The organism is Paenibacillus sp. AN1007 (assembly GCF_040702995.1).
Classification (GTDB): Bacteria; Bacillota; Bacilli; order Paenibacillales; family Paenibacillaceae; genus Paenibacillus.
In genome coordinates, this window is sequence record NZ_CP159992.1 from 3,186,331 (window position 1) to 3,207,671 (window position 21,341).

The window sequence follows — 21,341 nt, forward strand, 5'->3', positions numbered from 1 at the left end:
TATATTCCGTTAAACATGAGAAAGAGTCCTCCTTTTGCCTGCTGTCCGGCTTTGGAGGACTCTTTTTTACTTGTTTTTATGATGGCGTAACGCTTAACCTTTGGCGATCTGCTGCAGCGTTTTATGAATCCAGATCGCGGCAATAGCGCCTTCACCCATAGCAACCGTTGCCTGCTCTGCATGAACACCAAGGTCCCCTGCAATCCACACCTGTGGTGCGGCCTGCATGCTGCGAGGGTTTGCTTCCACATGTTTATTGTCTGCTATGACAGCACCCAGCTGTTCGGCAAGTTCGTAATGAACCCGGTTACCGCCAAAAGCAATAAATCCACGTTCCGATTCGAAAATCTGCCCATCTTCGGTGAGTACACCAGTGATATGCCCATCCTCCATCTGCTGTACTTCCTGCACAGCCGCTTCCAGATAACGGACTCCCGCCTGCTTCATCTGACGATGAAGCTCGGCAGAGATCTCTGTCTGTTCATGATTGATATATAACAGATCCTCTGTGCGTTCAATCAGAGTCATCGCCATATTTGCTCCAGCTTCACCTGCTCCCAGCAGAATGGTCCGTTTCCCCTGTATTTCATATCCGTCACAATCGGGGCATACGTAGACGGTTCTGCCAAGGGTTGGCTTCAATCCGGGTATATCCGGCACGCGGTCCGTTAACCCGGTGGCCAGCAGCACCGTTTTGGCCTCATATAAGGTTCCCGAAGAACCTTTAAGCCTGATTTTTTCGTCCTTCACACGTACAGCTTCTATAATTCGATCCCGTTCAATAGACACACCTGTTCGTTCGGCCTGCATTCTGCCAAGGTCTCGAAGTTCTTGTCCCGAGATACCATCCGGGTATCCAAGAATATTATGGTACGTTCTACACAGCGTTGACCGTCCTTCTCCGGCATCCACAACCAGTACTTGATGCGCTGAATAACGTCCAAGCTGGATGGCAGCTTGAAGCCCTGCGAGCCCCCCACCCACAATAATGCAATCCATCTCTCGCATGCTTCTTCTCCTCCTGTATATCCAATACTTGATTTTATAGGGTATAACCTACAGGACCATCGTTGTCCTTCTATACATTAAACCGTACAAACAGGCTTAAACGCCCTGACTTATCCCATAGCTTATACCAAAAATAAAAGACCCAAACCTCCGGTTTCAGCCAACGAAGGTTCGGGTTCACTGCTCCATAAGAGCTTGAGCTTGGTCAGAACGTATACGATTCAAACTGCAAGGCGTTAGTAATCGCATTCCATACATCGGAAGTCTCTCCGCCCATGTACCAGTATGCGAGACCTGCAATGTTCTGTTTACGGCTCATCAGTACTTTGGCTGACAGCGATCGGCTATCTTCTGCCCAGATTGCTCTTGCCGTTTGGTTGGAAATATAGTTGATGATGTACTGGTTCAATCGGGTATCCCAGTGTTTGAAAGAACCCGATGCGGCTGCCCGCACCCCCTGCTCGCCCAGCGTAATATCCCAAGAAGCTCCCGCCGGATTTACAGCGGACCAGTCCCTCGTATACAACGGCAGTGCCATTATCGTTTTCGCCCGGTCCACTTCAGACACCATCTTTGCCAGCGCGCTTTCCACCCACGGAAGCGATGCCACGGAACCTGCTTTAGGGTCACCATTCCAATGCTCCTCATAATTCATAAGCACCATGTAGTCCGATACCGCGCCCAGTTTAACGTAATCAAAGGCTGCCGTCCAATCTGAACCCAGATTAGGTGAAACATCGACCGATACGACAGCACCGAGAGTATGCAGCGAAGCCGTTAACGAGGCCACGAAGGAGGTGAAACCTTCCCGGTCGGCAGGGTCCACATTTTCAAAATCCACATTGATGCCGCCAAGTTCATATTTTTTAACCAAAGCACTTATCTCGCGAACAACCGCTTCCCGGTTCACGGAGCTGGATAACATCTGATGGGTCACGGCTGCGTTGGAACGATTACCGAGCATGGGCCAGAGCTGTCTGCCCGAAGCAGCTGCCCAGGAGATCAAAGTCGAATTGGCATGATTCGAAACACTCATATCCTTGTTCAGGAAAAACCAGCGCGGCACTACGGTGTTCACCGGGGACTGCTCTACTTGGTCGATAAACGCTGCCGCCGAAGAATTGTACTGCCACCCCAGTTGAATTCCAACGTCCGGTTTGCGCTTGATTTTCGCTGCCCAAGAAGGATTTTGTAATACGGAATCCAGCATAACCGCTGCTTCTTCACGAGTGACTTGGTCACCCGGTCGGAAAAGTCCACTGCTTCCGCGCATCAATCCAAGCTGGTGCACCTTCTGTACATATGGACGAGCCCAGTCTGAGATATCCGCTGCGTCCTTATATGTATAGAATAAAAGATTATTTTCTACAGGACGCTGTTTCAGCATACGAACAAGCAGAGCTGCCGCCTCTTCACGGGTAATGGAGGCATTAGGCTTGAACATATTCTGACCTTTCCCTTCTAGGATAGATAGATTGGTCATCGCCCCGACATTACCGTAATACCAGGCTTTCACAGGAGTATCCATGTAAGGAGAGATATTGTTCGAAACCGGTTTTAATCCGAGCAAACGTACGGCAAATGATGCAAATTCTGCCCGTGTGACCGCTTTTTTGGGTTCAAATGTATGCTGTGTCGTTCCCGCAACAATCCCTTTGTACACCAGGCGGTCGATGGCTTCTCCTGCATAACTTGTACGTGTATCTTGGAAAACAGGCTTCAAGCTCGCTTCTGCGCTTAGGGTGCTTCCACTACCCATCATGGAACCCAACACGATGGCGCCGCATAAAACAATCTTCCACATTGGACGATATATTCTATTAACATCTATTATTTTCACAGTAAAAAGCCTCACTTCAATAGTTTACGATCTTCATCATCGTATCAAATTGAAGCGAGGCCGTATGTGGTTAAATGTTGGTAATGAAGGATTTACTTGTGTAATTCAGCTTGGTCTCGTGTATATTCTTACTTGTGTACTTTAACGCGCTCTTCGATCGGCTGGAATTCTTTTTCGCCTGGTGTCGCTGTTGGCTTACCAAATGGCATCTGAGCAATAAGTCTCCAGTTCTCCGGAATGCCCCATTCCTGCTTCACTTTCTCATCAATCAATGGATTGTAGTGCTGCAGGGAAGCTCCGAGTCCCTCTTGTTCCAAAGCTGTCCAGATGACCAGCTGCAGCATACCGTTGGATTGATTAGCCCAGATCGGGAAGTTGTCTGCATAGGCAGCAAAATTCTGCTGCAGCTGTGCAATCACATTGTTGTCTTCAAAAAACAGAACGGTACCGTATCCGTTACGGAAACCGGCCATCTTCTCCGCTGTAGATTGGAAGGCCTCTTCATTTCCTACAACTTCACGCAAAATGTCTTCCGTGTGATTCCATAATTGATCATGCTGTTCACCGAGCAGTACAACTGCGCGGGAGGTTTGTGAGTTGAATGAAGTCGGTGTATACTTTACCGCTTCTTCGACGATTTCCTGAATCTTTGCATCCGAGATTGTAGATTCCTTACTGATTCCGTAATAGGATCTTCTGTTCTTTAACGCCTCAAAAAAAGTAGACATTCGCATACGCCTCCTAAATGATTGATAGTTCACTGTCAATACAGTAACTATAATATAGTAACCTACATTAGTCAATAAACTATTTTATTTTCACTTTTATCGACTCAAATAGGTTTACACTTTCCTCTTTTTATGTTTCCACAGCCTGCTTATCTCATTCATCTCTCTTACGGTAATCTGCCCGGTACTTCTCTTCTGTAGAGGAATTACTTTTGGTCTGGTCTTTATTTTTCTCTTCTTGGGCTTCCATATTCAGATCCTGCATCGGAATGGGATCTACGGTTTGTTCCTGCTCATATCGGTCCAGCATGCTTTCTTTTTCCGTCTTGTATTGATCCGGGCGGTCATGCATTTTGTCCTGCGTGCCATCATTTCGCTGCTGTGCTGGTGTCTGCTTTTCCATGATTCTTCGCCTCCTGCAGTTGATTTCTCATAATTCGGATGGTTAATGATCATTTCATCCATTCTTTACCTTTCTTTACCTGTTCGCCTGGATTTCTAAACATTTGCAGCTGCTGTAAAATAAAATCTAAAAAGCCGACCCCATCATTTGCTGGTCGACTTCTGAATAACATATTTACCTTCGCTGTCAAACTTCGTTTGGAAATCTGCCCGGTCCCTACAGCTGCCGATGAAGCTGACTTCGATACAAGTCGGGCGAGCAGCCCACACTTTGTTTAAAAATCCGGCTGAAATGAGACAGGCGCTTGAAACCGGACAATCGGCTGGCTTCCGTCACACTCATCTCAGGCTGAAACTGAAACAGCAGCTTCGCCTGATTGATGCGTCGATCATATAGATATTTGAATATGGTCAGTCCGGTCATTTCCTTAAACATGCCTGCCAAATAGGGCTTCGACAAATGCAGCTCCTGTGCGAGATCATCCAGTCCGATGTCATGCATGTAATGGGTATCGACATACCGGATGATATGCTGCACATGTCTCTCTTTTTCCGATGATAGACGCTGTTCCTGTACATGACCCTGACAGATTTCTGCCACACAATATAACAGATCACAGACCCGGACATGCATGCGTTCCTGCCTGAACTTGGAGGAATGGCTGGATAAGTGATGTAAATCGTGCAGCAGCGCCTCGAATTCCCTACGAATATCACCGGCAAGGTTTACCCGGCAGTTACCCAATTCATCAAACGGCTTCAGCACCTCTTGAATGCGGTCCGGGTGCAGACTGCTGCGAATAGCAGATGGGTCAAAATGAAGGGTTGTACGCACATAGGGTTTGCCGACTTTGGGATGCGGCCGGTGCAGCGTCAGTCCATGCATTAATACCAGATCACCCGGTTCCAGGTTATATACCCGATCCCCAATAATATAATTACATTCTCCGTCATGAAAATAATAGATTTCATAGTGCGGATGCGAATGAAATCCGTCTGACTTCCCGGGATCAAACTGACTCGTGGCTTTATAGGTATACGCCAGTGGAGCGTTAAACTGCATCATGCTGGGCACGTCATCACCTCCTGTCCGTAAGAAAAGCAGGACTGCTCTTTCATAAGGTGCTGTCCTGCTCCTATTCCTCTTATTTTATAACAGTTCTCGGATGCTTGCTTTGATCTCGTCCATGGAATCAATCGGTTCAAAACGGCGAACGACCTGTCCTTCGGCATTAATCAGAAACTTGGTGAAATTCCATTTAATTGCGTCTCCATGCAGCCACTCTGGTGCTTTGTCCGCCACCATCAGCTTCAGCAGTTTGGCCTGAATATCGCTCTCATCAAAACCCCCAAATGGACCTGACTTTTTCAGAAAGTCGTACAGCGGATGCGCCGCTTCACCATTAACGTCCAGTTTGGCAAACATCGGAAATTTCACACCGTAGTTAATCTGGCAGAAAGATTCCGCTTCCGCACTGCTGCCCGGCTCCTGCTCAGCAAACTGGTTGCATGGAAAACCGATAATCTGCAAACCCTGGTCTTTGTATTCATCGTACAGTTTCTGAATATCATCGAATTGGTGGGTGTACTTGCACTTGCTGGCCGTGTTCACAATCAGTACAGGCTTTCCTTCATATTGATACAGCGGGAAGCGCTCTCCACTCGTTCTGGTCACAGTAAAATCATAGATAGTTGGCATAAGTTGAAGTGCACCTCGCAATGGTTATGTAACTGCTTATTTTCGTAGAATCACTTCTCATTATATACGAAGCATAGAGCCTAAGCTATGACCATTCCTGCCAGTGCTGTTCCAAAAAAATGACCTCTTTCTCATAATGAGCCAAATGACCTTCTTCAACCATCATTACAAACGCCGCGTCACCTGCAGCGGCACGATCTTTCAGTGTTTGGCACATAAAGCGGATGCGCGACACGACCCACTGCTGCAGATCGGGCGGAACATCCAGCCCGTAAGCTTCCATAAACAATTCAATCCGTCTCTTCCGAGCGACTGCATGCGATGCACAATCATATGGGATCACTGATTTCTCCCGTCCCTCATCCAACTGAGGCGAAAAAGTCGCAAGTGGAACACAGGTATATAAGGTGTAGGCGATATCCCATAAACGCGGACCTGGACAAGCCAGATCAAAATCGATGATCCCCTTCGGTAAGCCATCCTTGAATACCAAATTGTACAGCGCAAAGTCATTATGACATATGACTTCTGCTTCCTCGTTTACAGCCTGTACGGATTCCATTTCTTCTTCCTTTTTCTTTACTCCTATCCCCGGATAGCTATTGCCGGGACGGGCCGTCGCGCTGAAATTCAGGGTGGCATCGTGATAATCTCTTAACAGGCGTGCGATTGCTGTTAATGCATCATCTGACCACATGTAACTTGCTATCTCTGGATAATCGTTACCCGAGACGTCTCCGTCAAGGTAAGAGAGGATTTCCCTGCCCGCTGCATCAATGCCGAGATACCGCGGCGCCTGATGGAAGCCCTCTTTTTCCAAATGCAGCAGCAGTTCATGTACATACCGATCCGGACGATTACTCCGGCGAACCGTATCTCCAACACGCACCACCTCATTCACATTACCGCCTGTTAACTTCTCCTCCTGCTGCTCGGACACTGGACTCCCTCCTTGTTACAGCTCTTTGGCCGTACCCTATTTGCGTTTATCTTTATTCTTGTAAGTTCCCGGGAAACCGGAAACCAGCAGCACAAATCCGACAAAAAACATGAAATATACGAGCAAACCTGTAGGCACATCCACCTTTCGGCTTACCTCCCTGAGAGCTTGTTCCGAACCGCTGCCCGCCTCCACCAGTGCCGCCGAAAACCGGATGGACATTCGCTCCAGCGTGGATATCAATACACTCGCAATCATTAATACGACACCCAAAATCTTGTTCATCTGATCCAAAACGTAAACCTCCTTCATAAATGTCCAAACGTGCTGTGCACATCAATTTAACAAGCACTCACGACGTAACTGACACACCGCCTTTATTCAAAAAGAACCTCACTGTACACTCCGGTTAACCATGTTTTGAGTGTTTGAGCGAGTGCATAATGGTTGGGCAGGTCTTTAGGAATGACTCCTCCGATATTTCCCGCCTCACCCTGCGTTAAGCAGGTTAGCTGCAGAGCATCCGAATGGCCATAGATGTACGAAAGCAAGTATTCGGTGTACTGACCTGTATGCTGTACCGTGTGATGTTCTGTCTCTTTCGTTCGTTCTGTCCGTTCCATCGGCTCAGTCTGCTCCATTGATGGCATGGGCATATTCGGCGAAATCTCAGCCATTCGAATTCGGGTCCCTGCCCAAATGGGCTGCTGATCCTTTATTTGATCCATGGGTATCCAGATCTCTTTTGTCAACAGCATGTACTCCTCTCTTTCATGTGCTTAACTTCTAGTATAATCCATGTTCTTCCATTAGGGAATTTCTACAGGACCTTAAATAATCGGTATACGCGCACATCAAACAGCGTCGTCATTACGGACGGCGCTGAGGCGTATTGTATTTTTGAGATGAAACTTGGAATCGAACCTTTAACTTAAAATAATAACCCGGATTAGCTGCTTCCAGCTTATCATGTAACCGCGGCAGGATGCAGCTCTGCACGGCTTTCGAGAAAAGCAGACCGCTCGACATGATATAGATCGTATATCGGATGCTTCACATTAATCGCCTCGGCAACCTGTGGATAAAGGTCATTCGCCAGTCTGACGTAAGATAGTTTTTCCACGGCTTTGCGGGAACGCACATTTTGCCTGCGTATTTTCATAAAAACGGTCTGTATGCCTTGTTCAAGAAATAACTCTGTTAAGAAGACCGACTTTGCTTGTTGACTGTATCCACGGCCGAAGTATGGTGCACCGATCCAGGTTGCCAGGAATCCGGTGTTGTTCACGATGTGATACAGATCAATGGTACCGATGGCGGTTCCCGTTTCATCCATAATGGTACGCGAGATCACAGTTCCCTGCTCTTCCTCGGCGATCAGTTGCCGGGTTAAAAACAGCAATTCCTCTTGTGACTGACATGCATAACGAACATAAGGAGCAACCGCGGGGTCCATCATCAAGCTGTACAGTGATTGGCATTCATGCAGCTCACGCTTCTTCAACATTCTGTCTACCACCCAATCCTTAAAGTTCGCTAGATCAAAGTAAAATTAAGTATAACCAAGGATGTGCGGCATATTATGAATTCTGCTTGCTGCTTATGTAAAATTCGCAAACCAAACGTGGAAACTGTTCTCATTAGATGCGATACGCGTGAAACATATTGAAAACGGCATGTTCCTCATAGAGAAACATGCCGTCTGACCTTATGACTGATGATGTTATTACTGCATACCCTGCATAATCGCATTGATAATATTTTGCTGTGTCACCGTATTGTTAAACCGGTTAAACAAAGCAAACCCATGCTGACCGTTAAACCCGTTGTCCCAGTATACCGGAACCAGCTTGTACTTTTTCGCGGCTGCTGTAACAGCCTTGGCGTATACGGCACGATACGTGCTGCTGCTCGAATCATATGAGGATTTATCAATGGAACCGAACTCTCCCATCACGACGGGATAACCTTGTGTCACGAATTTATCGTGCATAGACTTAAACTGGGAATCCAGATAGTCCTCCTGTCCCCATGTTGACTTTTTGGCAGGATTGGTCGCTGTCGCTCCCCACTGCGTAATGTTTCCATTCTCTTCACCGGCAAAATCCCAAGGAGAATAATAGTGTGCCGAGATCATAATTCGTTTCTGCGAACTTGGGATCGCAGCGGATCTGAAATTATCACTTGGAACGACAAAGCCGTAATTTCCAACCGTGTAATCAATGTTTGTATTCCAGCCCGGAACAAGCAGCCATCTGGCATTGTTGTTACCGCCCGTCTTCCGAACCGTATCCACGAAAATCTGATTATACGCGTTCAAATTGCTGTAGTACGATGTATTCGGGTTGTTATAGTTACCATCGAACACTTCATTCATGGATTCAAATACAAGACGTTCGTTATAACCGCTGAACTTGGCAGCAACCTGCTGCCATACCTTTTGATACTTGTCCCGAATCACATTCTGATTGCCGCTGTTTACATGCAGCCACGAGCCGGGAATGGAGTGAAATCCATCTCCATGCATATTGATAATCACGTACAGGCCTTCGTTATACGCATAGTCTACAACTTGCTGTATGCGATTCAGCCATGCCGCGTTTACCGTGTAATTGGGAGCGCTTCCAATATAATTGAGATAAGAAACCGGAATACGAATCGTTTTGAATCCTGCCGCTTTTACCTTTTTGATCAGCTCGGGGGTAATCGTTGGATTGCCCCATGATGTTTCATTAGGTGTACCGTTTACCGTAGCTTCCAGCTGATTACCCAGATTCCAGCCTGCTCCCATCTCCGCAGTGATCTGGGCAGCGGTTAATGATCTCATGTCTGCCGCCGATGCTTTGGCGCTCCACCCAGTGAACGCTGCTGCAGCCATAAAGAGCAGGGCTAAACTCCCAATACCAAGTTTCTTCCATTTTTTCATCATCACTTAACCTCCGCTTATTTGATTTTGAACAAGCAGTTGCAGTTCCTTCAGATTAGTGATTCATCTGGATGAATTCGAATGATAGTATCATGGAATCGAAAAAGGCAATCCTCCCTTCTCTGCGCTATGGATCCTGAAGCGAAAAAGCAGTCTAACAACAACATAATAACACATTTATGGAAAATAAAGTTCATTTTCTCGTTTGTTTTGACATGTTTCTGCATCTTTTTTTAATGCGATTTCAAATGTTCAACCAGCCAAGCCGCGAATTTTTCCTTCTCTTCAAATTGGGGGTAATGCGCAGATTGCTCAAAGATCACGAGTCCTTTCTCTGGTGCCTTCAATCTTTCCAGATAATCGCTGGCTGCCTTCAGGGTTGTCATATAATCATACTTCCCCATCAGAAAATACACCGGAATGTGAACCTGTTCTACAAGTTCGGGCAAAGGATGATCTAACGACTCTCGCACAAGACGATCTTGTGATCGGAGAATTCCAGTATAAAACCGGATCACATCCAGTCCATTGTATTCCGGACTTAACAGAAATCCGGCAGCATAATCGATATTTTCATGAATCATCCTGGCTGATCCACCATACTTTTGCACATAAGTTCGAGGTGTTAGCCCTTCACCCTGCTGGACGGAATCACGCAAAAGCTCCAATTGCTTCACATCTTTCCTGTTTCCTGCTTTCTCTGCCTGCTGTATTGTATAATCCAACGTTACCATTTCGCTCTGAATGGTGTCGGCTGTCTGTCCGATTCCAATGTATGCCTGAAATTGTTCCGGCGCTTTGGCAGCTGCTTTCATCCCGATATATGTACCAAACGAATGACCGACCAAGATCACCTGCTCCTGATCCAGTTCCTTTGTAATATGCTTAGTTAAAGCTATGAGATCATCGACGAGCGTATCTGTTGTCAGATCCGAATAATCTTCTGTAAAATGATACGACTTCCCGCTTCCGCGTTGATCATAATGCACAATTGTAAAATACTGCTCCAACTCACGCTGGTACTTTCTCACGTAAGGAATTTCAGAATATCCCGGCCCACCATGTACAAAAAGCAGCACCGGATTCGCTCGATCCGCTCCTCGAATCATCACTTCATGGCCTGTGCCATTAACAACAACCTGCTCCAGTCGGCTAATACTGTTCTCCCCTTGAATATTCGGAGTCCATGTAGGAAAGATGAGAGATAGCAGTATCATACCAATGATGATGAACATCGTGTACTTGCAAGCCTTGGCTATCTTCTTTCTCATATGCTCTCCTTTTACTTTAACGGATAAATCCAGTCAACCGCTTCATCCTGAAATTCATCATGAAAGATATAATTGTGGTCCGCCCCTACGATACAGAGGATTCGCTTACCTGTGTGATCCTTAATCGCGTTCTTCACTCGCTGCATCATAATTTGGTTGCGAACGAGCCAGCGAACCGTTTGCGATGTGGGGTTGATCTCATATAACCATTCGTATTTCATTCTGGTGATTTGGTCAAACTCATTGGAATTAAACGGGATGTTCCCATAGGTGCTCGTTTCCATCTGCTTCGCAAACCATGCATCATCCTGCTGCTCCAGTGCTTTTCGTGCTTCGGCATCATATCCGTTAAATGGATCAAAATCATTCCACACATCGAGTTCAAACCAATCGATCGGTACAAAGGGAATGCGCTGTTCTTCACACAGCGGAAAGATCATATCCCAATACTCACTTGCAGGTTCTCCCCAGTACCCCTTGTCCTCTGGATCATTCCTATACTTCAGCCAGCTCTGTGGATGCACTTCACCACAAATTACGTCTGGTTGGAAGTCGTTAATGATCCGCTTATATAAAGACAGGGAACAGCTGTACCGTTCCCTGAGTGCTTCATTATGAATCGTTCCTAATAATCCAACGGTTGTCATCAGTCAAGCTCCCTTTTTGCCAGATACTCATCCTTCGTTAATCCGAACAGAATAAAATCCATATATCTCCCATTAATGTACGCCACCTGACGACGAATTCCCTCCTGCACACACCCCAGTTTCTGCATCATTCTTGCTGATCCTTCGTTACCTTCCAGCACATAATCATTGAACTTGTGGAGTCTGCGCTCCAAAAAAGCATAGCTCAGCAAAATATTCATTGCACTTGTGCCGTATCCCCTGCCGCGATAAGGCTTATCAATGACAATGCCGATACTAAACGTTCCGTTACGCTCATCGATGCTGTTCAGATTAATTCCGCCTATGATATCCCCATCAAGATTTTCAACGGTAAACATGATCCGGCCATTCGTTGATGAGAACGCTGCATTCTGTTCCACGAATTGTTTAGCCCCAGATATGGTTGGCGGGAGCTCGACAGCACACTCAAGCAAAATGCGCGCAGGAGAATCAAAGCCTTCCGCATACACGCTCTCCCAATCCTCTTCCTCAATAGCTCGCAGCCGGACCTTGTCATCCTGCCAGTAATACTGACTGTAATCGATCGTTCTCATATGGATCGCCCTCCCTGTAAGCAGGTTTTGTATAACTCTGATTCAATTTACTTTCAGTCGATAAATAACCTCATCATCGGCATTCGTCTGATTCTCACTCACAAATGACACACTTGTATATAGGTGCTGAGCGATGTGATTATCTCGTTCAACAGTCAATGAAATGATACGGCAGGACGGATGCTTCCGGATGATGAAGTCGATCACGGCGCTCAAAGCCCGTTTCCCCATTCCTTGACCTTGAAACGACTTGTCAATCTGGAAGCCGCCGATCCAGTAGTTATCTGTGCTCCCAGGTGTATAACTCAAATAAAAGAAGCCGAAGACTCGGCCCTCCATCTCCAAAACGTAAGGATCAAACGCTTCATCCCACGGTTTGACATAAGCATAGGCGAGGCCCTCTATCACACTTGGAACCAGATGGGTCTGGTTTTCATACAGCGAAATCTGCAGTGCCTCTTCCCAATTATCTCGTGTAACAGGGTGAATCTGGATTATATTTGTTCTCATGTGATCTCCTCATTCAGCGTTCAATACTATCCTGCTGTAAGCACCGATAATGCGGATTTTCACGGCTTACACCTCAATTGAAAATACCGCCACTTGTTTCCCGTTGATACCCACATTTTTCTCATGAATCATGCCATTCTTTTGCGCGATTCGCATAGAACCCGCATTCCCGTGTTGAATCAAAGATATGAGACGTTTATGACCCAGCCGCAGACCGTGTTCTTTCCACGCTTTAGCCTGCTCATATCCGTATCCCTGCCCCCAAAATGGCTCTCTGACCCAGTAACCCACTTCCAACTCTTTCATACCTTCAATGACCTGCGGGATTAATCCCGAAGTACCGATAAGCTGGCCATCTTCTTTGTTAAACGCCAGAAAAAGCCCTTGGCCGCTCTTATTCCACTGCACAAATTTCTCCAGCGACTGCATCGTCTCTTCCTTCGTCCAAGGACCACCATGCCGGATATATTTCATGACATTGGGCTCGCTTGTCATCGTATACAGATGTTCAAAATCATCTTTGGTATATTCACGGAACGTAAGCCGTTTGGTCTCCAGCATTCAGAACACTCCTTGCGGTAATAGTTTAACGTAAAATCGTCCGTTCTCGATCCACCGTTGAAGTGAAAAATTGCTGCCTTATCTCCTGACGAAACACTTCAGAGGATCGATGTCTTCCAAGCTGATCATATCGTTCCTGTACTCGCCGTATATGGTCTTGATCTGCCTTAATCTTTTGTTCAATCTCTTCATACTGTTCCATCGTATCGTATTCCCACATTGCAAAGATTTCACTGTTCTCTTCGTCCAGCTGCGTATGCCATCGGCCTATCAGTCTGGCTCCGTATTTCAGCTGCGCAGGAAGCAGAATATCATTAAAGAGCGCGTTAAATTCATCGACAAAACTAGAAGCAACAACATACGTTTTCCTGCGGTAAATCACCGGTATAACCTCCTCTCATCGAACGATGATTCCACTTTTGACACTCCCACCCCTAAAGGGGCAAGGTCACTAAGGTGACTGGGATTCTTAGCTATCTTAACGTCCTCATTTCATTTCTGCTTTGAACAGATGCTAAGACCAGGGTAAGCCATTACCCCTCCTAAGACAGTGCATATAGCATCTTAGGCTGATTGACTGTTACCGCCAATCACAGTTGCGCAGCGAATATTCATCGCCCCAACGATATCACGATGTTTCTTGAATCCACATGGGCACTTATATCTTCGATCTTGTGCCTTGTTCTTTTTTGAACATTCCGGGCAGGTTTGACTTGTATAGGCAGGGTTCACATATTCTACTTTAATCCCTGCCATATTGGCTTTGTATTCAATGAATTGTGCCAAACGGTTGAATGACCAGGTGTGTAGATTCTTTTCGTTTTTACGACTTGTTCTTGTCGTCTGCCTAATATTTGTTAGCTGCTCTAAGCGAATGACAGAAGCCTTATTCTCGACTGCGAAATGAACAATTTCACGACTAACTTTGTGGTCTTTGTCTTTCATCCATCGTTGTTCTTTATCATCTAACTTGCGAATAGCGTTCACTTTCTTTTGTTTTCCCAGCTTTTGACGAGCACTACGAAACTTCCGTTTCTTGTATTTGTTTTCTCGTCCATTCCCAAAAAAGCGAACTTGATCATCATCTGTGATGGCTACGGCAGGAACTTTTAGCCCTAAATCAACACCTAAAATCCGCACACCCGTTTTTTCAGTTGTTGGCACGGTGACAGCAATTTGGGCTACCCACTTCCCTGAGCTTTTCGTGACACGGAGCGTACCAAGTTTATGCTTCAAAAGGTCAGCGTTTCGATGGTCCCTGCCTATAAACAATGCACAAATTTTTACACGCTTGGATTTTCCCTCTACCAGGAATGGAATAGAAATGTGCTTGAAGTCAAAAGAATAGTTTTGGTTATTCCATACGCAAATCGGTTTCTTTAGGATCGGTATGATTGCGTATTTACTTTTCTTAACTTTGGTAGAGAACACACTATTCGCATCTTTAATCGCTTGATTTTTTACTGCACTTGGTAGATTACCAGGAACGTCTTTTGTTGTCTTCTTCAATCTTTTCTTTTCTTCTGCCATCTCGGCCACGAGTGTATTAACAACTCGGATATATTCATGACTGCTTTGTTGCAATAATCGGATCTGCTCTTTTGTCGGCAGCGCTTTACCTTAACCGTTATGGTCTGAGACATAGGCTTCACCCCCTTGTCTTTTGTTGTTCAACATAACGCTTGATGGTCTCACTTGATACATTTCCAGCAGTAGAGACAAAATAAGAACGTGTCCACAAACTGGGCAAATGCAGAAGGTGTGGAAACTCCTCTCGTAGTTTTTTTGATGTGACTCCTTTTATTTTTGCCATGATTTCGGCAGGGCTTAAAGTTGGAAGTGCATTGAGAAACATATGTATATGGTCTTTGCCGCACTCCATGGCAACAATCACAATTTCAAGCTCTGTACATACCTCATGCACCAATTCCTTGAAGCGCTGTTCTACATCTGATTTGAGAAATAACTTTCTCCTGTATCGAGGGCAGAACACAAATGATAGTTCAACAAAGATACGGTTGTGTTTGTTATTCCATATTATTCCATATCTATATTATATCAGTTTACATAGATGAATTGAAACAAGCTTGCAAAAATTAAAAACACAGACATTTCGGATACTTGAAGCATCACAATAGTGATACTCCGTATCCGACCTCACTTTCATCCCACCTCTAAAGAATTGGGCTTTCTCGTTCGGGGATTCTGTAATAGAGCCATCGCGTCTTTCGCAGATACTCTATCTGGTTATTCCAATAATAATTAGACAACATTTATGCACCCCTTGATTTGTAACCGTATACATACCTACTAAAAATCCCCCTCAACTCCAGCTTTTCGCCTGCGCAGCATTCCAATTCCTTACATTCAATTGTACTCCTAAACTAAATATTGGTCTATCCATCTTCAGGATAATCGCGTCCCATACGGTCTGCTGCGTTTACCAGACGGATATCCGGGTTCGATTGTCGTTCTCATCGGTAATATAATCGAGCCTTTCACAGCCCAGTCGCTGCACATGATTGTATAATTCTTCTCGTATCTCAGCATCTTTCATGTAAACCGCAGTGTAACAACTGTCGATGACAAGAAGTGCGATCTGACAATCACTCTCTGCGTAATCTTTATAGGTCTGTACATCCGGTACTGCATCCCCTCTCGGGAAGGCCTTCAAATCCGCAAAGATCAAATAATACTTCTGATCTTCCACAATGCGCTGCAGCTCTTCTCCCGTCATGCAGGGAGCATGATTTGGGAAAAGACTTTCTCCCAGCGTATCATCAACTACAACATACGACTCTCCCCCGCCAACAAACCAGTCATAATTCGATATCCCGATCGGTTTAAGAATTTCTCCCAAAAAGCTGCCATAAGCATTAGGAATGTGGAATTGTATACCTCTCTTCATATTCAGATTGCCTCCTCAGCTCTTCAGCCTTTGACTTTCTGCAAAATCAGATCTACCACTCCACCCGTATCCAGATGATCCGTGGCAATGCGAGTTTCAAACTGATCCGCTTTGAATGCCTCAACACACTTGGGGGCCTGCTGATACTGCCAGCCGCCGAATGGATCTCCCCGTTTAGCCAAGCGCTCGTAGATTGTATCCAAAGACGCCGTCAGACAAAAATGATGCAGGTCATGGTCGATTTCTTTCAGCCCATTATAGATGTAATCAAAGTTTACATTTTTATAGATCGTCATGGGGATAATGAGATGTTTATTATATTTCTGCTTAATCTCTCTGGCCGTCTTCACTGTCAAAACTCTCCACAGTTCGATATCTTGAAAATCGTCTGTACACTCTTCCTCCTGTCGATGTTCCTCTGGAAGAAGCTTTCTCAGCATATAACCAATCTCTTCCGGATCATAGATCATGCTGTTTTCGATTTTTGGTTGCAGTGCCGCTGCAGCTGAAGTTTTACCGGAACCAAATGCGCCATTGATCATGATGATCATACGATCACTCCTCTATAACGATTATTATTAACTGCGTACTGCGTTACCTTCAATAATCATGCAAAATCCCGTCGGATTTGTCCAACAGGATTTAAACAGTTAAAATTTTCGATTATTCATCTCACGTTTGGCACTTTCTTTAGTAAATATATCCTCCCGGGGCACCATACGTTTGGGCAGCGTGCGTCCGGCAATGATCTCCTTGGTCGCCTGCATAAGCTGCGGCCCCAGCAGAGGGTTGCATTCCACCACTGCGTTAATCTGTCCATTCGCCAGAATGCCCAGCGCTTTTCGCGAGCCGTCTACCGAAACAATGACAATGTCCTCTCCGGGTTTCAATCCAGCCTCCTGGATCGCACGAATCGCACCGAAGGCCATTTCATCATTATGAGCAAAAAGAACCTGCGGCCTTTCCTTTTCCGGCACTTGAAGAAAACCGTTCATAACCTGCCTGCCCTTGTCCTCTGTAAAATCAGCAGGAGCACTTTGTGAAAACAAAATATTTCCTTTGGAACCCAATACACTTCTAAAACCCTCTCCACGCTGGATCGACGGAGTTGATCCACTTGTACCCTGCAGTTCTGCAATGCGAATCGTTCCCGGCACATTTCGCAATCGGTCTTGAATATATTTCCCGGCCTTTACACCTTCTTCATAGAAGTTCGAACCAATCGTGGTTACAAATAGAGAGGTATCCTTAACATCTACAGACCGGTCGACGATAATTACCGGAATTCCCGCCTGCTTTGCCTCCTGAAGAATATCATTCCAGCCGGATTCCACGACCGGTGCAATAGCAATAACATCCACCTTTTGCTTAATAAAAGAACGAACAGCCTCGAATTGTTTCTTCTGAGACTGTTCTGCATTTTTCAAAATTAGTGTAATCCCGGATTCCTTAGCGGCATCCTGAATAGAAGTTGTATTGGCCATGCGCCAGGCACTCTCTGTACCCAGCTGTGAAAAACCCAGTATAATCGACTCTCTTGAAGGTGCACTGTACTCCCGCGACTGCATCCACTCCTCGACGGATGGCAGCGCATCAACGTTGGATGGAACAGGAAGGGGCTTTGGCTCAGGCTCGTATGCAGTGCAGCCCGCAATACACAATAGAAGCAGCACACACAACCAGCTCACAATATTCTTCATGTGTTGTTCCTTCCTCCATCCTGGTTGACGCCCCTCTTCAGTGCAGCGACTTGGCAGATACACGCCGCTCGCTCAGAAGGCGCTGAAATAAAATAAAGACAAACAGCATCAAACCGATCACAATCTTGGTCCACCACGAGCTGAGCGTGCCTTCGAAACTAATTATAGTTTGGATAACGCCCTGGATCAATACACCGAGGAACGTGCCTACCACATAACCGACACCGCCAGTCAGCAGTGTACCGCCAATGACAACCGCCGCAATCGTATCCAGTTCAAGACCCATCGCATGTAATCCGTAACCGGATAACATATAAAATGTAAAGACAACACCTGCAAGCGCGGAACAAAAACCGCTGAACGTATATACCAAGATTTTGGTACGGGCTACCGGCAGTCCCATCAGCACAGCCGATTGCTCGCTACCGCCAATCGCATATACATTACGTCCGAAACGAGTATAGTGAGCAAGGAAAATGGCGAGCAGCAGTACAATCACAGCTATGACCACATTAATAGAAAGGAAGCTGCCGCCCGGCAGCGGGATTTTGGCCTGGGCAGCATTCGTATAGAACGAGTTTGTAATGGTAATGGTGTCTGTACTGATAACATAACACAGCCCCCTTGCCAGAAACATTCCTGCCAGTGTGACAATGAAAGGTTGAATTTTAAAATAATGAATGATCGCTCCCATCAATGTGCCAAACACCGCACCCATAACGAGCACCATAGGAATGACCACGGCGGGCGACCAGCCCTGCTTCTCAACCAAGCTTGCACTAATAATTGTTGTCAGCGCAATGACCGAACCAACGGACAGATCGATTCCTCCGGATACAATTACGAAGGTCATGCCAATCGCCGTAATGATCAGAAAGGCATTATCGATCAGCAGATTGAACAGAACTTGCGTGGAGAAGAAACCGGTGTAACGGAACGAGCCAATGGCAATCATGACGGCCAGCAAGCCAAAGGTGACCAGGACCGGGAGAAGTTTTCGATTAAGATACATGACGATTCACCCCTTGTTCAGCTGGAAACTTCCGCTTTTTCAGTCGGTCTGCCATGGACTTGCGGAAAGCATCGGATTGAATTAAACATACGGCGAGTACAACAAAAGCTTTGACAACCAGCGTAACCTCAGGCGGTACGCCAATCATATAAATCGTTGTGGTTAAGGTTTGGATAATCAGTGCGCCAACCACCGTGCCCATCAAGTAGAAACGTCCCCCATTCAGCGAAGTCCCGCCGATCACGACAGCCAGAATGGCGTCCAGCTCATACCAGAGTCCCGCGTTGTTCCCGTCTGCACTCGAAACGTTGGAACTGAGGATAAGTCCTGCAATACCGGCGCAGAGACCGCAGAACACATAAACGGCGAGAATGACCGTTTTGGAACGAATGCCTGCCAACTGGCTGGCACGTGCGTTATTCCCGACCGACTCAATAAACAGCCCAAGCGCTGTTTTCCGAGTCAGCAGCACGGCAATGAGCAGCACAGTCAGTACGATGAAAATGGAAAACGGCAGGGCAGCAAGTGAACCTGCGCCAATATACCTGTACTGTTCATTGGACACTGTAATAATCTGTCCGCTTGTGATCAATTGGGCTATACCGCGTCCAGCTACCATCAGAATCAGCGTGGCGATAATGGGCTGAATCCGGGCAGCCGATACCAGTGCCCCGTTCCATACTCCCAAAACAATGGAAAGACCAATAGATAAAGCAAGAGCACTCAGGACGAGCCAGAACGAGCTTTGATCTGTTCCTTTGCTGATCGTCATACAAGCCATGGCACCCGAGATGGCAACAATGGAACCTACGGACAGATCAATGCCGCCAGTTGCAATCACCAAGGTCATTCCGATCGATACCAGGATCAGCGGTGCTCCAAAATTAAGAATATCGATTAAACTGCCGTACAGATTGCCTTCACGCATCACAAGCGAGAAAAAATCGGGCGAATAGATCAAGTTAAACAATAAAAGTAAACCAAGCATACACAGCGGCCAAAACAAATGATGTTTTCGCATTCTGCTGATCATTACGTCAACCTCCTGCCATCGCTTTCATAATTTGCTGCTGATGGATCTGTTCTCCGGTGAGTTCCTTTACTTTCTTCCGGTCTCGCAGTACAGCTACCCGATCACTGACCCGGATCACTTCCTCCAGCTCCGAGGAGATGAACAGTACACCCATCCCCTGCTTTGATAGTGAAAGCACCAGCTTCTGTATTTCCGCCTTCGCTCCGATATCAATGCCGCGTGTGGGCTCATCAAGAATCAACAGATCAGGGTTCATCAATAACCAACGTGCAAGCAGTACTTTTTGCTGGTTGCCGCCACTCAGGTTTTTGATCAGCTGTTCCGGGTTCTTAGGATGAATCTGCAGCAGGTTGATATATTTCTCAGCCAATTCATCCTGCTTTTTACGAGAAATCGGTTTGGACCAGCCCCGTGTCGCCTGATACGCAAGAATAATGTTTTCCCTGATCGTCAAGTCGTCGATAATGCCTTCCGTTTTGCGATTCTCCGAGCAGAAAGCAATGTGCTGATCAATGGCATGCCGCGGCGACTTTACTGTATTTCCGGTCTCGGCGACGAGCAGCCTGCCTTCATCCGCACGATCTGCGCCAAAGATAAGACGAGCGATTTCCGTTCGACCGGAACCGAGCAAACCTGCCAGTCCCACAACTTCACCCTTACGAATTGTCAGATCAAACGGCTCTATGGCACCTTTTCGTCCCAGTCCAGTCGCCGTGATCATGACTTCACCCGCGTCTGTGCCCTCCTCTGTCTCCGGTTTCCCTTCACCCGACTGTTTGGGGAGTTCCTCCAGAATCTCAAGCTCTTTGCCGATCATCTTGAGCACGAGCTCCATACGCGGCAGCGCTGCGGCAGTGTACTCGCCTTCAAGCTCCCCATTGCGAAGTACGGTCAGACGGTCGGACATTTCGTATACCTGATCGAGAAAGTGAGTCACAAACAGAATAGCCAGCCCTTCACTCTTCAGCTTGCGCATAATGTGGAACAGCTGCTGCACTTCATTTTTATCCAGACTGGATGTCGGTTCATCCAGTATAAGTACTTTGGCGGATATACTCAGCGCTCTTGCAATCGCGATGAGCTGCTGTACTGCTACCGAATACGTCTGCAGAGGCGCCTTCACATCAATTACGAGATTTAATCTTTCCCGCAAAAGTTTCTCCGCATCGTGGTTCATCTGTTTCCAGTTGATTCTGCCGAACTTCATCGGCTCGCGCCCGATAAAAATATTCTCTGCCACCGTCAAGTTCGGACAGAGATTCACCTCTTGATACACCGTGCTGATTCCCGCTCTTTGAGCTTCAAGCGGCCCGGATATCACAAGGACATGATTGTCCATGGTCACCGAGCCTTCGTCTATCGAGTACACGCCTGTAAGCACTTTGATCAGCGTTGACTTTCCAGCTCCATTTTCGCCCATCAGCGCATGAATCTCTCCTGGAAACAGACGAAAGCTGACGTTCGAGAGTGCCTTGACTCCTGGAAAACGCTTGGTGATGCCTGTCATTTGCAGTATGGGTGCATGCACAGCATCCATGTAATCCTCCCCTTTATATCAAAATCGCACAGCGAAGCACTCAT

The 21,341-nt window shown here is 46.5% G+C and carries 23 protein-coding genes and 2 pseudogenes; all 25 read right to left on the reverse strand.

Annotated elements, in window-relative coordinates; genetic code table 11:
- Positions 1–93 precede the first annotated feature (93 nt).
- Entirely contained in the window at positions 94–1,008 is a 915-nt protein-coding gene (locus ABXS70_RS13920) for an NAD(P)/FAD-dependent oxidoreductase (RefSeq protein ID WP_342555672.1), read from the reverse strand.
- A 205-nt stretch (positions 1,009–1,213) separates the two neighbouring features.
- Positions 1,214–2,812 (reverse strand): S-layer homology domain-containing protein, encoded by a 1,599-nt coding sequence (locus tag ABXS70_RS13925; protein WP_366296380.1) that lies wholly within the window; start codon positions 2,810–2,812, stop codon positions 1,214–1,216.
- Between the two features lie 164 nt (positions 2,813–2,976).
- Positions 2,977–3,576, reverse strand: coding sequence for a nitroreductase family protein (locus ABXS70_RS13930; protein WP_366296382.1), 600 nt, complete (start codon positions 3,574–3,576; stop codon positions 2,977–2,979).
- Between the two features lie 154 nt (positions 3,577–3,730).
- Positions 3,731–3,979 (reverse strand): hypothetical protein, encoded by a 249-nt coding sequence (locus ABXS70_RS13935; RefSeq protein ID WP_342555669.1) that lies wholly within the window; start codon positions 3,977–3,979, stop codon positions 3,731–3,733.
- Positions 3,980–4,195: 216 nt separating this feature from the next.
- Positions 4,196–5,044, reverse strand: coding sequence for an AraC family transcriptional regulator (locus tag ABXS70_RS13940; RefSeq protein WP_342556309.1), 849 nt, complete (start codon positions 5,042–5,044; stop codon positions 4,196–4,198).
- A gap of 84 nt (positions 5,045–5,128) precedes the next feature.
- Positions 5,129–5,677 carry a glutathione peroxidase gene (locus ABXS70_RS13945; protein ID WP_366296384.1) on the reverse strand — a complete coding sequence of 183 codons (549 nt, stop codon included), beginning with the start codon at positions 5,675–5,677 and terminating at the stop codon, positions 5,129–5,131.
- An 85-nt stretch (positions 5,678–5,762) separates the two neighbouring features.
- Entirely contained in the window at positions 5,763–6,617 is an 855-nt protein-coding gene (locus ABXS70_RS13950) for an aminoglycoside phosphotransferase family protein (protein WP_366296386.1), read from the reverse strand.
- 36 nt (positions 6,618–6,653) lie between these two features.
- Positions 6,654–6,911, reverse strand: coding sequence for a hypothetical protein (locus ABXS70_RS13955; protein WP_342555666.1), 258 nt, complete (start codon positions 6,909–6,911; stop codon positions 6,654–6,656).
- 83 nt (positions 6,912–6,994) lie between these two features.
- Positions 6,995–7,369: a hypothetical protein gene (locus tag ABXS70_RS13960; protein WP_366296388.1), complete on the reverse strand. Its 375-nt coding sequence runs from the start codon at positions 7,367–7,369 to the stop codon at positions 6,995–6,997.
- A 215-nt stretch (positions 7,370–7,584) separates the two neighbouring features.
- Complete coding sequence (locus tag ABXS70_RS13965; protein WP_366296390.1) at positions 7,585–8,124, reverse strand: GNAT family protein; 540 nt, start codon at positions 8,122–8,124, stop codon at positions 7,585–7,587.
- 219 nt (positions 8,125–8,343) lie between these two features.
- On the reverse strand, positions 8,344–9,546 hold the full coding sequence (locus tag ABXS70_RS13970; RefSeq protein WP_366296392.1) for a glycoside hydrolase family 5 protein: 1,203 nt from the start codon (positions 9,544–9,546) through the stop codon (positions 8,344–8,346).
- Positions 9,547–9,776: 230 nt separating this feature from the next.
- On the reverse strand, positions 9,777–10,814 hold the full coding sequence (locus ABXS70_RS13975) for an alpha/beta hydrolase (protein WP_342555662.1): 1,038 nt from the start codon (positions 10,812–10,814) through the stop codon (positions 9,777–9,779).
- 11 nt (positions 10,815–10,825) lie between these two features.
- On the reverse strand, positions 10,826–11,461 hold the full coding sequence (locus ABXS70_RS13980; RefSeq protein WP_342555661.1) for a hypothetical protein: 636 nt from the start codon (positions 11,459–11,461) through the stop codon (positions 10,826–10,828).
- Entirely contained in the window at positions 11,461–12,036 is a 576-nt protein-coding gene (locus ABXS70_RS13985; RefSeq protein ID WP_342555660.1) for a GNAT family protein, read from the reverse strand. The genes ABXS70_RS13980 and ABXS70_RS13985 overlap by 1 nt, the downstream gene beginning before the upstream one ends.
- 42 nt (positions 12,037–12,078) lie before the next feature.
- Complete coding sequence (locus ABXS70_RS13990) at positions 12,079–12,546, reverse strand: GNAT family N-acetyltransferase (protein WP_342555659.1); 468 nt, start codon at positions 12,544–12,546, stop codon at positions 12,079–12,081.
- 66 nt (positions 12,547–12,612) lie between these two features.
- Positions 12,613–13,107, reverse strand: coding sequence for a GNAT family N-acetyltransferase (locus ABXS70_RS13995; RefSeq protein WP_342555658.1), 495 nt, complete (start codon positions 13,105–13,107; stop codon positions 12,613–12,615).
- Between the two features lie 25 nt (positions 13,108–13,132).
- Positions 13,133–13,489, reverse strand: a complete 357-nt coding sequence (locus ABXS70_RS14000; RefSeq protein ID WP_342555657.1) for an NIPSNAP family protein — start codon at positions 13,487–13,489, stop codon at positions 13,133–13,135.
- A gap of 182 nt (positions 13,490–13,671) precedes the next feature.
- Positions 13,672–14,750 (reverse strand): annotated as a pseudogene (locus ABXS70_RS14005) (transposase).
- A gap of 5 nt (positions 14,751–14,755) precedes the next feature.
- Positions 14,756–15,138: pseudogene (gene tnpA / locus ABXS70_RS14010) on the reverse strand (IS200/IS605 family transposase).
- Positions 15,139–15,547: 409 nt separating this feature from the next.
- On the reverse strand, positions 15,548–16,015 hold the full coding sequence (locus ABXS70_RS14015; RefSeq protein WP_342555655.1) for a DUF2691 family protein: 468 nt from the start codon (positions 16,013–16,015) through the stop codon (positions 15,548–15,550).
- Positions 16,016–16,038: 23 nt separating this feature from the next.
- On the reverse strand, positions 16,039–16,566 hold the full coding sequence (locus ABXS70_RS14020) for an AAA family ATPase (protein ID WP_366296396.1): 528 nt from the start codon (positions 16,564–16,566) through the stop codon (positions 16,039–16,041).
- A 99-nt stretch (positions 16,567–16,665) separates the two neighbouring features.
- A complete protein-coding gene (locus tag ABXS70_RS14025) occupies positions 16,666–17,715 on the reverse strand; it encodes an ABC transporter substrate-binding protein (protein WP_366296398.1) in 1,050 nt (349 codons plus the stop codon).
- Between the two features lie 37 nt (positions 17,716–17,752).
- Complete coding sequence (gene yjfF / locus ABXS70_RS14030; RefSeq protein ID WP_342555652.1) at positions 17,753–18,727, reverse strand: galactofuranose ABC transporter, permease protein YjfF; 975 nt, start codon at positions 18,725–18,727, stop codon at positions 17,753–17,755.
- Complete coding sequence (locus tag ABXS70_RS14035; RefSeq protein WP_366296400.1) at positions 18,717–19,760, reverse strand: ABC transporter permease; 1,044 nt, start codon at positions 19,758–19,760, stop codon at positions 18,717–18,719. The genes yjfF and ABXS70_RS14035 overlap by 11 nt, the downstream gene beginning before the upstream one ends.
- 4 nt (positions 19,761–19,764) lie before the next feature.
- A complete protein-coding gene (locus ABXS70_RS14040; protein ID WP_342555650.1) occupies positions 19,765–21,297 on the reverse strand; it encodes a sugar ABC transporter ATP-binding protein in 1,533 nt (510 codons plus the stop codon).
- Positions 21,298–21,341 lie beyond the last annotated feature (44 nt).